Below are 13,645 nucleotides of genomic sequence, written 5' to 3'. Positions count from 1 at the left end.
GGTATCGAAAGCGCTGCAGCACCGACAGGACGTGCGCGTGGCGCTGCGCCTCGGTGCCGTCGGCGACCTGTGGATCGAGCCCAGCGGTGCCGGCCAGAAATTGTTCCAGGCTCTCCAGGCTGGTGAGCCGTTCGTCGTGCAAGGTCAAGATCATCTCCCGATGATCGACGACCCGCGGCCAAAGCTCCAGACTCATCTGATGTTGGAATCACCAGGCCCCCTTCAGACTCATCTGATATTGGACAGGGCTGATTCTTGCACTGTGATCTCAGTTTGTGGTAGCATCAAAATATGTATTCGATTCCTTATTTTTTCTACTTTTTTATGTTTCCAAAGCCGCTGGTGGAGGAAGGGAATCGCTGTACGAAAAAGTAGTCTACACATTCCTGAAAAAGCCGCCGGCGCTGCCAGGCGGCTTTTTTGTTGTCGCCCTTGCATCCGGCCCTGAAATGGAGCATGACCGTGTCACACAACACCGACGATACCCGCATCCGAGAGATCCGCGAGCTGGCGCCTCCCGCCCATGTGATGCGGGAGTTTCCCTGCACGGCAGACATTTCGGGCACGGTTCACGATGCGCGACGAGCCATCCACAACATCCTGTACGGCGCTGACGACCGCCTGGTCGTGGTGGTCGGCCCGTGCTCCATCCACGACACCCAGGCAGCCATGGACTACGCGCGTCGTCTGGCGCCAGAGCGCGAGCGGCTGAGCGCAGAACTGGAAATCGTCATGCGGGTGTATTTCGAAAAACCCCGCACGACGGTGGGCTGGAAGGGACTGATCAATGACCCGGGCCTGGATGGCAGTTTCGACATCAACCAGGGGCTGCGCACGGCCCGTGAGCTGCTGATCGACATCAATGCCCTGGACCTGCCGGCGGGAACCGAGTTTCTGGACATGATCACGCCGCAGTACATTGCCGACCTGGTGTCCTGGGGCGCCATCGGGGCGCGCACCACAGAAAGCCAGGTGCATCGCGAACTGGCCTCGGGGCTGTCCTGCCCGGTGGGATTCAAGAATGGCACCGATGGCAACACGCGCATCGCGCTGGACGCGATCAAGGCCTCGTCGCAGCCGCATTATTTCCTCTCGGTCACCAAGGGCGGGCATTCCGCCATCGTGTCCACGCGCGGCAACGAGGACTGTCACGTGATTCTGCGAGGCGGCAAGGCGCCCAATTATCAGGCCGAGCACGTCCAGGCGGCTGCCGAGGCCCTGGAGAAATCCGGCATGCGCCCGCGCGTCATGGTGGATGCCAGTCATGCCAACAGCAGCAAGGACTATACCCGTCAGCCGCTGGTGATCGAGGACGTCTGCGCTCAGGTCGAAAACGGCGACACGCGCCTGTTCGGCGTGATGATCGAAAGCCACCTGGTGGGTGGGCGTCAGGACCTGGTGCCCGGCAAGCCCCTGGTGTATGGTCAGAGCATCACGGATGGTTGTGTGGGCTGGGACACGACGGCAACCGTGCTCGATCGTCTGGCGGCGGCCGTGCGCGCGCGCCGCAAGGCGGCGCGTTCGGCATCCGAGTCGGTCAGCAGCGCCGCTTAGCGCATGCCGCCCGGCGTTTGGCGAGTGTCCCGGTTTTTGAGCCTATAGGATCGGATATGGATATCTTGCATATTGCCCCGCAGGCCCGGCCCTTGCCGGATGGATTCCTGGCGGCATTGCGTTCGCATTTCGGCGAGCGCTGTTCCACGGCGCAGGCGGTGCGTGAGCATCATGGTCGAGACGAGTCTCCGTATCCCGCCATGCCGCCCGATGCGGTGGTCTTCGCTCAGAGCATCGACGAGGTCGCCTGGGTGGCGCGTCATTGCCATGACCATGGCATCGCCCTGATTCCCTACGGGGCGGGCTCCTCCCTCGAAGGCCACCTGCTGGCGATCCAGGGCGGCGTCTGCCTGGACCTTTCAGGGATGAACCAGATCGTGGCCGTGCATGCCGAGGATTTCACCGCTACGGTTCAGGCCGGCGTGACCCGCAAGCAGCTCAATGAGTCCTTGCGCGAAACCGGGCAGTTCTTTCCGATTGATCCGGGGGCCGACGCCAGCCTGGGCGGCATGGCGGCCACCCGCGCCTCGGGCACCAATGCCGTGCGTTACGGCACCATGCGCGAGAACGTCATGTCGCTCAAGGTCGTCATGGCCGACGGGCGGGTGATCGAGACGTCCAGCCGGGCGCGCAAGTCCTCGGCCGGCTACGACTTGACCCGCCTGTTCGTGGGCAGCGAAGGGACCCTGGGTATCATCGTCGAAGTCACGGTACGCCTGTACCCCCAGCCTGAAGCCGTCTCCGCCGCGATCTGCAATTTCCCGGACCTGGCCGCCGCGGTGAACAGCGTGATCGAGATCATCCAGATGGGGGTGCCGGTGGCCCGGATCGAGTTCATGGACGCGCATGCGGTACGGGCCACCAACCGCTACAGCCACCTGAGCTTGCGCGAGTCGCCTCTGCTGCTTTTCGAGTTCCACGGCAGTCCCGGTTCGGTCCGTGAACAGGCCGAGTCGGTGCAGACCATTGCTCGTGAGCACGGGGGACAGGATTTCGAGTGGGCCGACCGTCCCGAGGACCGCAGCCGCCTCTGGACGGCGCGGCACAACGCTTATTTTGCGGGTCTGAATCTGCGCCCCGGGTGCCGCTCCAGCACGACCGATGTGTGCGTGCCGATCTCCCGGCTGGCCGAATGTGTCGGCGAGACCGCGCATGAGCTGAACCAGGCCAGCTTCCCCTACACGATCGTGGGGCACGTCGGAGATGGCAATTTCCACGTCCTGATGCTGCTCGATCCGGACAATCCGGACGAGTGGGCCGAATCCGAACAACTGAACCGGCGCCTGGTCGAGCGCGCCATCGCCATGCAGGGCACCTGCACCGGCGAGCATGGCGTCGGCCTGCACAAGCAGGCCTTCATGCGGGCCGAACACGGCCAGGATGCGCTGGATGTGATGGTTGCGCTGAAATCCGCGCTCGACCCGCGCAACGTGCTCAATCCCGGCAAGATCCTGCCTCCGGCATCGACCTCCTGAGAAAAATTCATGGACACTGCAATCTCCGCGGACGAACGACATGCCATCGTGCCCGATTTTTCCGGCTTTCTGGCCCGCATCGCGCGGGATGTGCCGGCGCACTGCATTCTGACCCGGCCCGATCAGACCAAGGCCTACGAATGTGACGGGCTGGTGCTGTACCGGCAGCCGCCCCCCATCGTGGTGCTGCCCGAGAACGAGACCCAGGTCGTCGCCATCCTCAAGGCCTGTCATGAACATAATGTGCCCGTGGTGCCGCGAGGCACCGGCACGGGGCTCTCGGGCGGCGCCACGCCGCATCCCCAGGGGGTGGTCGTGGGGTTGGCAAAGCTCAATCAAATTCTGCGCCTCGACCCGGTGGCCTGCGTGGCGGTGGTCGGCCCGGGCGTGCGCAACCTGGCGATTTCAGAGGCCGCGGCGCCGCATGGCCTGTACTACGCGCCCGATCCGTCCAGCCAGATCGCGTGTTCCATCGGTGGCAATGTGGCGGAAAACTCGGGCGGTGTGCATTGCCTTAAATATGGCCTGACGGTGCACAACGTCCTGCGGGTGCGCATGGTCACGATCGAAGGCGAGGTCATCGAACTCGGCGGCGAGGCCCCGGACGCCCCGGGCCTGAACCTGCTGCAGGCCTTCATCGGCTCCGAGGGGATGCTGGGCCTGGTGACCGAGGTGACGGTGCGGCTGATCCCGCGTCCTCAGCTGGCGCAGGTGGTCATGGCCAGCTTTCCCAGCGTCGAGCAGGCGGGCGAGGGCGTCACGCGCATCATCGCGGGCGGCATCATTCCGGCTGGGCTGGAACTGATGGACAAGCGTTCCGTGCACATGGTCGAGCCGTTCGTCAAGGCTGGTTACGACCTGGATGCCGCCGCCATCCTGCTCTGCGAGTCGGATGGCACGCCCGATGAGGTGGCCGAGGAAATCACCCGTGTCGAGGCGCTGCTGCGCGAGGCCGGCGCCACCCGGCTGCAGACCTCTTCATCCGAAGAGGAACGCCTGAAATTCTGGGCCGGGCGCAAGAACGCCTTTCCCGCCGCGGGGCGCATCTCGCCCGATTACTACTGCATGGATGGCACGATTCCGCGCCGCCATCTGGGCAAGGTGCTGGCCGCGATTGCCGAGATGGAGCAGCAGTTCGGACTGCGCTGCTCGAACGTGTTCCATGCCGGAGACGGCAACCTGCATCCCTTGATTCTGTTCGACGCCAACCAGCCTGACGAGGTCGAACGCGCCGACGCTTTCGGTGTCGCCATCCTGGAACTGTGCGTCCAGGTGGGAGGCACCATTACTGGCGAGCATGGCGTGGGCCTGGAAAAGATCAACCAGATGTGCTCACAGTTCACGCGCGATGAGCTGGATATGTTCTCGGCGGTCAAGCGTGCCTTCGATCCCTATGGATTGCTCAACCCGCTCAAGCTCATCCCGACCCTGGTGCGCTGCGCGGAATACGGCAAGATGCACGTCCACCAAGGCGACATCCGCTTTCCCGATATCCCCCGGTTCTAGGATCCTCACCCATGGAATTCGTATTGTCCGAACTTTGCGAACAGGTCGTGACTGCTCGCGCGGGCCAGCGCCCGCTTCTGATCCGGGGCGGCGGCACGCGGCTTTTTTATGGCGGGCCGCTGCCGGCCGATGATGCGGCAACCTGGCTGGATCTTTCGGCCTATCAGGGGGTGGTGGGGTACGAGCCGTCCGAACTGGTGTTGACGGCCCGGGCGGGCACACCGCTGGCGGAAGTCGAGACGTTGCTGGCGTCACAGGATCAGATGCTGGCCTTCGAGCCACCGCGTTTTGGCGCGGCCGGTACCCTGGGGGGATGTGTCGCGTCGGGCCTGTCGGGGCCGCGTCGCATGGCCGCCGGCCCTTTGGCCGATTTCGTGCTCGGCACGCGTTTGCTGAGCGCCGATGGCAATGTGCTGCACTTTGGCGGAGAGGTCATGAAGAATGTCGCCGGCTACGATGTCTCGCGGCTGTTGGCGGGATCCCTGGGGGTTCTGGGGGCGCTTGTGGAGGTCTCTCTCAAGGTCGCGCCCCGACCGCCGCGTGAAACCACCTGCGTTCTGGCGCTCGATGAATCCGCTGCCCTGGATCTGTGCCTGCGCTGGCGGTCACGGCCCTTGCCCGTGTCGGCGACGGCCTGGGTGGCGGACGCCTCGGGCACGAGCGGCAAATTGTTCGTGCGTCTTTCAGGCAACGCGTCGGCCGTGCTCCACGGCCAGGAGGAAATCGGCGGAGAACAGTTGCCGGATGCCGATGCGGCGGCCTTCTGGCTGGGTCTGCGCGATCAGACGCATGCGTTTTTTGATCAGCGGCCCCTGTGGCGCATCGTGTTGCCTGCCGGCGCGCCGGCCTTGGGCCTGGGGCCGGTGCTGCACGAGTGGGGCGGTGGCCTGCGCTGGCTGGCGGGCTCGCATGATGCGGCGGCGCTGCGCGACAGAGTCCGGACGCTGGGTGGTTCCGCGTGTCTGTACCGACGCGAGGGCGCGCCCGAAGAGGTGCCGACGTTCCATCCCCTGGACAACGGCGTCCTGCAGATCCACCGGCGGCTGAAGCGGGAATTCGATCCTGCCGGCATTTTCAATGTGCACCGACTCTATCCTGAACTCTGAGGACCCATCATGCAGACACAACTCGCAGAATGGGCGAGCGATACCGATTTCGGCCGGGACGCCGAAGAAGTCCTGCGCCGTTGCGTGCATTGCGGCTTTTGCCTGGCGACCTGTCCGACCTATCAGATCCTGGGCGATGAACTCGACAGCCCGCGCGGCCGCATTTATCAGATCAAACAGGTGCTGGAGGGGGTTGAGCCGACGTTCGTCACGCAGCAGCATCTGGATCGCTGTCTGACCTGCCGCAATTGCGAGACGACCTGCCCATCGGGCGTCCAGTATGGCGCGCTGGTGGATATCGGCCGGCAGGTCGTCAGCGAGCGGGTGCGCCGGCCGTTGCGCGAACGCCTGATTCGCGAGACCTTGCGGCGCCTGATGGGCTCGTCCTGGTTCGGGTCCTTGTACCGGATCGGTGTCTGGGTGCGGCCCGTCCTGCCGGCGGTACTGCGCGCCAAGATCGCGCAGGCCCGGCCCGCAGGAGCGCTGCCGGCGGATCCGGGCCGTCATGGCAGGCAGGTGCTGATGCTGGCCAATTGTGTTCAGCCTGCCATGATGCCTTCCATCGATGCCGCTACGCTGCGCGTGCTCGATGCCGTTGGTGTCGGCACCCGCATCGCCTCGGGCTCGGGCTGCTGCGGCGCCATCAATTTCCACCTGGATGCCCAGGAGGCCGGCCGCGACCAGATGCGCGCCAATGTGGACGCATGGCTGCCATTGCTGGAATCCGGCGAGGTCGAGGCCGTGGTCGTCAATGCCTCGGGTTGCGGCGGCATGATCAAGGACTATGCCCATCATCTGAAGCATGATCCGGCCTATGCCGAGCGTGCCGAGCGCCTGATGCCGTATGTCAAGGATATTGCCGAGTTTCTCTCGCCCATGGCCACCGAGGTTCGCGCCAGGATGTGCCGGGCGCCGGGGCGCAGCGCCTTCCATCCGCCGTGCACGCTGCAACACTGGCAGGGGCTGCGCGCCGTGACGGAGCGGCTGCTGACGGACCTGGGGTTCGATCTGCAGTCTTTCGGTGAGTCGCACCTGTGCTGTGGTTCGGCGGGGACGTATTCGATCACCCAGCCGGTGTTGTCCAAGTCGCTGCGCGACCGCAAGATTCAGGCCATCCAGACGACGTTGCCCGAGACCATCGTGTCCTCGAACATCGGCTGCATCTGTCATCTCCAGAGTGGCACCGAGATGCCGGTGCGCCACTGGATCGAAACCGTGGACGAGGCGCTGCGTGGCTGAACGACCGGCACGAGGCGCCCGGGTTGTCATCGGCATGTCGGGAGGTGTGGATTCCTCGGTATCGGCTTGGCTGCTGCGGCAGCAGGGCTATGAGGTGGTCGGCCTGTTCATGAAGAACTGGGAAGACGACGATGACAGCGAATACTGCTCGTCGCGCCAGGACTGGCTGGACGCTGCCAGCGTGGCTGATGTGCTGGGGGTGGACATCGAGGCGGTCAATTTTGCCGCTGAATACAAGGACCGGGTGTTTGCCGAGTTTTTGCGGGAATATTCCGCGGGGCGCACGCCCAATCCGGATGTGCTGTGCAACGCGGAAATCAAATTCAAGGCCTTCCTGGATCATGCCATGGGCCTGGGCGCCGATTACATCGCCACCGGTCATTACGCCCGGGTGCGCTGCATCGAGACGTCCGGGGGGCTGCGCAGCCAGTTGCTGAAGGCGCTGGACGGTACCAAGGATCAAAGCTATTTCCTGCATCGTCTAAACCAGGATCAGCTGGCGCGCACGCTGTTTCCCCTGGGTGAGTTGCCCAAGACCGAGGTCCGCCGCATCGCGCGCGAGATCGGCTTGCCCAATGCGGCCAAAAAGGATTCCACAGGCATCTGCTTCATCGGTGAGCGGCCTTTCCGGGAATTCCTGAACCGTTACCTGCCCACCCGGCCGGGGCCGATGCTCACGCCTGAAGGGCAGGAGGTCGGCCGCCATCAGGGATTGGCCTTTCATACCCAGGGCCAGCGCAAGGGGCTGGGGATCGGCGGCGTACGCGCCACCCAGCGCGAGGACGGCACCGCCGATGCCTGGTATGCGGCCCGCAAGGATCTGGAGCACAACACCTTGTATGTGGTACAGGGGCACGATCATCCCTGGCTGCTCAGTGAACGGCTGAGCGCCCAGGATGCCAGCTGGGTGGCGGGCGAGCCGCCCGCGCCCGGCGCCTATGCCGCCAAGACCCGCTACCGGCAGGCCGATGCCGCATGCACTCTGGAAACAGGGGAGGGAGCGGATTTCACCTTGCGCTTTGCCGAGTCGCAATGGGCCATCACGCCTGGCCAGTCAGCCGTGCTGTATGACGGCGATGTATGCCTGGGCGGCGGGATGATTGTCTGAGCGCGGGCGATCAGGCCTCAGGCGGCCGGGTGGTGACAAACGAAGGACGGGCGTCGAGCTTGTCGAACAGGCGGGCCAGGTGGGCATGGTCGGCGCGCCAGTTCATCTCCGGGAAGCGCAGGTCCAGATAGCCCAGGGCCGCGCCCACGGCGATATCGGCCAGACACAGGTTGACGCCCATGCAGTAGGCCTGTTCCCCCAGCAACTGCCCCATGTAGTCCAGCCCGGCGCGGATTTTCTGGTGTTGGCGCGTGACCCAGTCGGGACTGCGCTGGCCTTCGGGTCGGCGATGGGTTTCCATGAAAGCGGACGCGGCGGCGTCCATGACGCCGTCGGCAAGCGCCTCCCAGCGTTTGACTTCCACGCGTTCGCGTCCCGGTGGCGGAATCAGCCGGCCGACCGGAGAAAGCGTATCCAGGTATTCCACGATGACGCGCGAGTCGAACAGCGCGCCGTTTTCGTCCATGATCAGACAGGGCACCTTGCCCAGGGGATTGTGTGCCGTGACGTGCGTCGCGGGGCCCCAGGGGTCGTCGAGAATCAGCTCATAGTCGAGTTTTTTCTCGGCTAGCACGATACGGACCTTGCGGACGTAGGGGCTGGTCAGGGAACCGATCAATTTCATGGGGGCGGCAGGATAGTCCAAGGCTCGAAAAGTATAGCAGGACGCGTCCTCTCATCCCGTGGTTCGGCGCACTATTTTGTGCTTTTTTTTACCAGCCGCTGTCCTCCCTATGGAGGGGAGCCGACGCGCACTGGCCCGCGGGCGGTCAGATGCTAGAATCCGGGGTCTGGATGTGCGCCGCCGAAGCCCTGTGCGTTGGCGGACGCAGTCAGATCGCCGTCGCTCAGACCCGTGCGCTCCGGCGCCGTGTTCGGCAGGCCGCGCCTTCTCGCTTTTTCATTTTCGCCGATGATGCATATTGATTCCTCCCTCAGCGCACTCAATGCGCTGTCGCCCCTGGATGGGCGTTACGCGGCCAAGGCCGACACCCTGCGGCCCTTTCTGTCCGAAGCAGGCTTCATGGTACACCGGGTCGAGGTCGAGATCGCCTGGCTGATCGGTCTGTCCGACGCCGGATTGCCTGAACTGCCGGCTTTTTCGGCTGCGGCGCGTGCGCGGCTGCAGGCATTGGTCGAGCATTTTTCCGAGGATGATGCGGCCCGCATCAAGGCCATCGAACGCACCACCAATCACGATGTCAAAGCGGTGGAATACTGGCTCAAGGAACGGGTGACTGACGATGCCGAGTTGTCCCGGGCGGCGGAATTCATCCATTTCGCCTGTACTTCGGAAGATATCAACAATACCTCCCATGCGCTGATGCTCAGTCGTGCGCGCTCTCAGAGCGTGGTGCCGGCACTGGAATCCGTCCTGGCCAGCTTGCGCGCGCTGGCGCATCAGTACGCCGACCAGCCGCTGCTGTCACGCACCCACGGTCAGCCCGCCACGCCCAGCACCATGGGCAAGGAATTCGCCAACGTGGCCGCCCGCCTGGCGCGCGCACTGGAGGCGATCCGTGCCGTGCAGCCTCTGGCCAAGATGAACGGCGCCACAGGCAATTACAACGCCCACCTGGCGGCGTATCCGGAAATCGACTGGCCGGCATTTTCCAACGGGGTCCTGAGCGGGCTGGGGTTGACCCAGAATGTCTATTCGATCCAGATCGAACCGCATGACTGGATGGCCGCCCTGTTCGATGCGATCGCCCGCGCCAACACCATCCTGCTGGATCTGAACCGGGATGTCTGGGGATACATCTCTCTGGGTTACTTCAAGCAGCGCCTGAAGGACGGTGAAGTCGGCTCGTCGACCATGCCGCACAAGGTCAATCCGATCGACTTCGAGAATTCCGAAGGCAACCTGGGACTGGCCAACGCGCTGTTGCGCCATTTGTCGGAAAAACTGCCGGTATCTCGCTGGCAGCGCGACCTGACCGATTCCACCGTTCTGCGCAATCTGGGCGTGGCACTGGGCTATGGGCTGGTCGCCTATGAGGCCTGCCTGCGCGGCCTGGGCAAGCTGGAGTTGAATGCCGCCGCCATCGACGCCGACATCGATGCCTGCTGGGAAATCCTGGCCGAGCCCGTGCAGACCGTGATGCGCCGTTATGGGTTGCCGCAACCCTACGAGCAACTGAAGGCCTTGACGCGTGGCAAGGGGATCACCGAGCAGGCGCTGCGTGAATTCATCACCGGCCTGGACCTGCCCGAAGAACCCAAGGCCCGATTGCTGGCGATGACGCCGCGCAGTTACGTGGGGCTGGCGGCGCAGCTGGCGGCAGCCGTGTAGATTCAGGGTGTGGGGCCCACAGGCATGCGTTTTGCGCGTGCCCCAAAAAAGAGGTATAGTTTCGTTCTTCGCAAAATCAATGCGACGGGCTGTTAGCTCAGTTGGTAGAGCAGCGGACTCTTAATCCGTCGGTCGAGTGTTCGAGTCACTCACAGCCCACCATGGAAATCAAGGACTTGGATGTTCATCCAGGTCTTTTTTTCGTTTCACGATGGCTCCGGGCTCCCATGCGGCTCTTGGAAACCGGGCTTTCCGAGGAGTCATCATGGCGAAGATCAAGCTCACCAAGTCCGCAGTCGATGCGGCACAACTCCAAGACAAGGCCATCGAACTGCGGGACACCGTGGTGCCCGACTTCCTGTGCAAGATCACCCCGACGGGCCGCAAGGTATTCATGCTCCAGTACCGCACGAATGCTGGCGAGCGCCGCAAGCCCGCCTTGGGCCAGTACGGGGAACTGACGGTCGATCAGGCACGCACAATGGCGCAGGAATGGCGGCGATGCTGGTCAAGGGTTCGGTGGCCAGCCAAGCCCGAGGATACCGTCACGCCCAGCGATGCCATCAAAGACCCGTATGTGCTGGAGTTCCTCGACCTCAAGGACGAGTATTCGGAATCCAACCTGGAAGCGGCATTGATCCGGCGGCTGAAGACTTCCTGCTGGAGCTGGGTGAAGGCTTCACTTTCGGCGGGCGGCAACGTCGGCTGCGCATCGACCAGGCCTGGTATCGAGTCGATCTGCTGTTCTTCCATCGCAAGCTGCGCTGCCTGGTCATCATCGACCTGAAGCTGGGCAGCCTGACGCATGCCGATGTGGGGCAGATGCATATGTACTGCAACTATGCCAAGGAGCATTGGGCCTGCCCGGACGAGAACCCGCCGGTGGGCCTGATCCTGTGTGCCGACAAGGGCCATGCTTTGGCGCGGTATGCGCTGGATGGCTTGCCGACCAAGGTGATGGCGGCGAACTACCGGACGGTATTGCCGGATGCCGAACTGCTGCAAAAGGAACTGGAGAACACGCGCCATCGGCTGATCGAGTACTCGAAAACACGATGACTGAGATATTGGCCAGGACGCAAGGGCCTTTGCTTCATGCTGGCGTGCGAACCTGTTATAAATGCGGCTGGCGCATCCCGCAGCAGGAGAAAATATGGTTGACCGCACCGTGATTCGAGGCAGCATCGTGCTGGGGTTGGCCGTTCTGGTCTCCGGCTGTTTCTGGGGTGGCCATCCCTCCAGGGGGCAGACGAGCCGCGTCGATGAATGTCGCTGGGATCGCAGCAAATGCCTTTACGAAGGGTCCTATGAGCCCGGTGAACGGGATTATGCCGAGCAGGAGGCCAAGGAACTCAACCGGGCCGCGCTGGAAAAGCTGCGGCGGGGCGGGATCAGGTAGCCGGCCCTAGTCTTCCGCCGGGAGGCTGATCGTGAATCTGGCGCCCTGACCCGGGGGGCTGACGCAAAAGATCCGGCCGCCGTGGCGCTGTGTCACGGTCTTCACGAACGCCAGTCCCAGGCCGCTGCCGGTTGGCTTGTGCGCTCCGCCGGACAGGCGATGGAACCGGTCAAAGAGGTGTTCCATCTGTCCCTCCGGAATGCCGGGGCCCATGTCCTGGACATGGATGTTCCAGTAACGCTCCGCGGGCACGAGTGAGCATTCGACAACGCTGCGCGTCGGACTGTAGAGCAGGGCATTGTCCAGCAGGTTGCCGATGGCTCGGCCAATGAGCTCCCGGTCAATGTGGGCAACGGCCTCTGGATGACGAGGCTCGAACCGCAGTTCGATCTGGCGTTGCGCGGCTTGGGGCCAGCGTTGGTCGCAGCATTCCTGGATGAGATCGTCCAGGTAGCAGGTGTGCAGGTTCAGCGTCGCAGACTCGGCGCGTCCCTGCTGAACGAATTGATCGACCAGGCGCAAGGTGGCACGCGCCTGCTGCTCGATGGACGCCAGGGCGGTCTCCTCTGTCGAATGATTGGGCGCCTGGCGGCGCAGCTCGATGATCGCCAGGATGGCGCTCTGGGGCGAGCGCATGTCGTGCGACAGGAAGCTGAGGGTTTCCTCCTGAGTCTGGGTGGCCTGTTTGAGGCGGGAGATGGCCCGGTTCAGACGCACAGCCCGCTCGGGTAGCGTATCGGGGCCGAGCGGGTTCGAGAGGGTGTCAGAATCACGTGTGGTGTCTTCGGATTGCAGCGGGATGCGCAGCCGTTCGAGTTCGGCGTCGATATGGCTCAGCGTCGCCTCCTGGCTGCGCCAGCTCCACAAGGGATAGGCCAGCACCAGGGCCAGCAGAATGCCGGCGGGCGGGAGCCAGTAGCCGGCCTCCTGGAGCAGCAGAGCGTCTGTGATCAGGCCGAAGACGACGGCGATCAGCACGCCGATCAGCCCTCTGCGGGCGGACAGCATTCTCAATCCGAGGCAGACCGGCAGAATCAGTCCAAGCCCCGCCAGCACGGTGATCCAGGTCGGGGCGACGCGGATCCAGAGGTCGCCTTGCATGTTCTGCAGGATGTCTGCGAGGATCTCGACACCCGGCGCCGTGCGGCTCAGCGGCGTCGGCAGGTGGTCGCCGAGTCCGGAGGCCCAGGCGCCGATCAGCACGATGCGATCCTGGAAGGTGGATTCGGGAATCTGGCCGTTGAGCACGGCGGCATAGGGGTAGATGGTGCGGCGGCTGGCGGAATCGGTAAAGCGGATATGCCGGGCCGTGTCCGGGGGCGTCGCCAGGGTTTTCGCGATGGCGGCCTTGTCCTGGCCGATCACGCGGGCCAAGGCGAGGCTGAAATGCGGCAGGGGCGGGCCACCGTTCGCCGGAGTGCGACGCGGTTCCATGGCGCGCAGGGTACCGTCCGGATCCGGTTGAACGTCGACGCGGCCCAGTGCCGCGGCAGCCTGAGCTAGCGGCCCGATCGGCCGGGTCTGGTGCCAGCCGTCGGGACTGAGGATTTCGGGGAGGATGACGCGGCCTTGCTCGGCGATGGCGTTGGCCAGGAGCAGATCGTCCTGCGGATAGATGGGGTGAGGGCTGGAGAAGATCAGATCCAGTCCGACGGCTCGCGCGCCGTGGAGGCGTTTGAGCAGCTCTGCGTGAACCGCGCGACGCCATGGCCAGTAGCCCAGCGCCTCGATGCTGGCATCGTCGATCGCGATGATCACGATGTTCGGGTCGGGAGGCAGTTTTGGGGCTGCCTGCATGCTCAGGTTGTAGGCCCGATGGTTGATGTCCCTGATGCCTGGCAGATCTTTCCAGATCGTCAGGACTGAGGACAGTAGAACCAGGGCGGTGACGACCACCATCCATTCAAACAGAAGGCGTTGCCGCATGCCGATCAGATGGTGGGTGTCCGTGAATGTCATATCCCG

Annotated in this window: 11 protein-coding genes, 1 tRNA gene and 2 pseudogenes; 11 read left to right on the top strand and 3 right to left on the bottom strand. The window is 64.0% G+C overall.

Features of this window, described 5'->3' with window-relative positions; genetic code table 11:
• Window positions 1-196 (bottom strand): hypothetical protein (locus ACK5JE_RS12125; RefSeq protein WP_416799692.1); only part of this gene is annotated, 196 nt, incomplete at its 3' end.
• Between the two features lie 266 nt (window positions 197-462).
• Here ACK5JE_RS12125 and aroG point away from each other — a divergent pair.
• From aroG to mnmA, 6 genes are read left to right on the top strand one after another with little or no spacing between them, the layout of a single operon-like run.
• Window positions 463-1,554, top strand: coding sequence for a 3-deoxy-7-phosphoheptulonate synthase AroG (aroG, locus tag ACK5JE_RS12120; protein ID WP_416801963.1), 1,092 nt, complete (start codon window positions 463-465; stop codon window positions 1,552-1,554).
• Between the two features lie 56 nt (window positions 1,555-1,610).
• A complete protein-coding gene (locus tag ACK5JE_RS12115) occupies window positions 1,611-3,029 on the top strand; it encodes an FAD-binding oxidoreductase (protein ID WP_416801961.1) in 1,419 nt (472 codons plus the stop codon).
• Window positions 3,030-3,038: 9 nt separating this feature from the next.
• Complete coding sequence (locus ACK5JE_RS12110; protein WP_416801960.1) at window positions 3,039-4,535, top strand: FAD-linked oxidase C-terminal domain-containing protein; 1,497 nt, start codon at window positions 3,039-3,041, stop codon at window positions 4,533-4,535.
• 11 nt (window positions 4,536-4,546) lie between these two features.
• Window positions 4,547-5,641, top strand: a complete 1,095-nt coding sequence (glcE, locus tag ACK5JE_RS12105; RefSeq protein ID WP_416801959.1) for a glycolate oxidase subunit GlcE — start codon at window positions 4,547-4,549, stop codon at window positions 5,639-5,641.
• A 9-nt stretch (window positions 5,642-5,650) separates the two neighbouring features.
• The gene (gene glcF, locus ACK5JE_RS12100; RefSeq protein WP_416801958.1) at window positions 5,651-6,880 is read left to right on the top strand and encodes a glycolate oxidase subunit GlcF; all 1,230 of its coding nucleotides are present in this window, start codon (window positions 5,651-5,653) and stop codon (window positions 6,878-6,880) included.
• On the top strand, window positions 6,873-7,988 hold the full coding sequence (gene mnmA / locus ACK5JE_RS12095) for a tRNA 2-thiouridine(34) synthase MnmA (RefSeq protein WP_416801957.1): 1,116 nt from the start codon (window positions 6,873-6,875) through the stop codon (window positions 7,986-7,988). Before glcF ends, mnmA begins: the two co-directional genes overlap by 8 nt.
• 10 nt (window positions 7,989-7,998) lie before the next feature.
• On the opposite strand, the gene ACK5JE_RS12090 is transcribed toward mnmA, so the two are convergent.
• The gene (locus ACK5JE_RS12090) at window positions 7,999-8,613 is read right to left on the bottom strand and encodes a glutathione S-transferase N-terminal domain-containing protein (RefSeq protein WP_416801956.1); all 615 of its coding nucleotides are present in this window, start codon (window positions 8,611-8,613) and stop codon (window positions 7,999-8,001) included.
• A 291-nt stretch (window positions 8,614-8,904) separates the two neighbouring features.
• On the opposite strand from ACK5JE_RS12090, the gene purB reads away from it, so the two are divergent.
• The 5 genes and pseudogenes from purB (at window position 8,905) to ACK5JE_RS12065 (ending at window position 11,680) form a co-directional block, all read left to right on the top strand.
• Window positions 8,905-10,281: an adenylosuccinate lyase gene (gene purB, locus ACK5JE_RS12085; protein ID WP_416801962.1), complete on the top strand. Its 1,377-nt coding sequence runs from the start codon at window positions 8,905-8,907 to the stop codon at window positions 10,279-10,281.
• An 86-nt stretch (window positions 10,282-10,367) separates the two neighbouring features.
• Window positions 10,368-10,443 (top strand) — tRNA-Lys (locus ACK5JE_RS12080).
• A 103-nt stretch (window positions 10,444-10,546) separates the two neighbouring features.
• Window positions 10,547-10,777, top strand: a pseudogene (locus ACK5JE_RS12075) (Arm DNA-binding domain-containing protein); the annotation flags it as partial.
• A pseudogene (locus tag ACK5JE_RS12070) lies at window positions 10,777-11,340 on the top strand (PDDEXK nuclease domain-containing protein); the annotation flags it as partial. The pseudogenes ACK5JE_RS12075 and ACK5JE_RS12070, both read left to right, overlap by 1 nt.
• Window positions 11,341-11,434: 94 nt before the next feature.
• Window positions 11,435-11,680 carry a hypothetical protein gene (locus ACK5JE_RS12065; protein WP_416801955.1) on the top strand — a complete coding sequence of 82 codons (246 nt, stop codon included), beginning with the start codon at window positions 11,435-11,437 and terminating at the stop codon, window positions 11,678-11,680.
• 6 nt (window positions 11,681-11,686) lie between these two features.
• Here the strand turns inward: ACK5JE_RS12065 and ACK5JE_RS12060 are convergent, their stop codons facing one another.
• Window positions 11,687-13,639, bottom strand: a complete 1,953-nt coding sequence (locus tag ACK5JE_RS12060; protein ID WP_416801954.1) for a CHASE2 domain-containing protein — start codon at window positions 13,637-13,639, stop codon at window positions 11,687-11,689.
• Window positions 13,640-13,645: the final 6 nt, after the last annotated feature.

The organism is Castellaniella sp., from assembly GCF_047971665.1.
GTDB lineage: Bacteria > Pseudomonadota > Gammaproteobacteria > Burkholderiales > Burkholderiaceae_B > Castellaniella.
Note: the sequence above shows the minus strand (reverse complement) of the source record. Positions and strands in the feature narration are given on the sequence as shown.

What these genes read in the sequence shown, in the direction of transcription:
- ACK5JE_RS12110 (WP_416801960.1), top strand. Translation starts at nt 3,039, where the DNA reads ATGGACACTGCAATCTCCGCGGACGAACGACATGCCATCGTGCCCGAT.
- glcE (WP_416801959.1), top strand. Translation starts at nt 4,547, where the DNA reads ATGGAATTCGTATTGTCCGAACTTTGCGAACAGGTCGTGACTGCTCGC.
- ACK5JE_RS12060 (WP_416801954.1), bottom strand. Translation starts at nt 13,639, where the DNA reads ATGACATTCACGGACACCCACCATCTGATCGGCATGCGGCAACGCCTT.
- ACK5JE_RS12090 (WP_416801956.1), bottom strand. Translation starts at nt 8,613, where the DNA reads ATGAAATTGATCGGTTCCCTGACCAGCCCCTACGTCCGCAAGGTCCGT.
- ACK5JE_RS12115 (WP_416801961.1), top strand. Translation starts at nt 1,611, where the DNA reads ATGGATATCTTGCATATTGCCCCGCAGGCCCGGCCCTTGCCGGATGGA.
- purB (WP_416801962.1), top strand. Translation starts at nt 8,905, where the DNA reads ATGCATATTGATTCCTCCCTCAGCGCACTCAATGCGCTGTCGCCCCTG.
- ACK5JE_RS12065 (WP_416801955.1), top strand. Translation starts at nt 11,435, where the DNA reads ATGGTTGACCGCACCGTGATTCGAGGCAGCATCGTGCTGGGGTTGGCC.
- glcF (WP_416801958.1), top strand. Translation starts at nt 5,651, where the DNA reads ATGCAGACACAACTCGCAGAATGGGCGAGCGATACCGATTTCGGCCGG.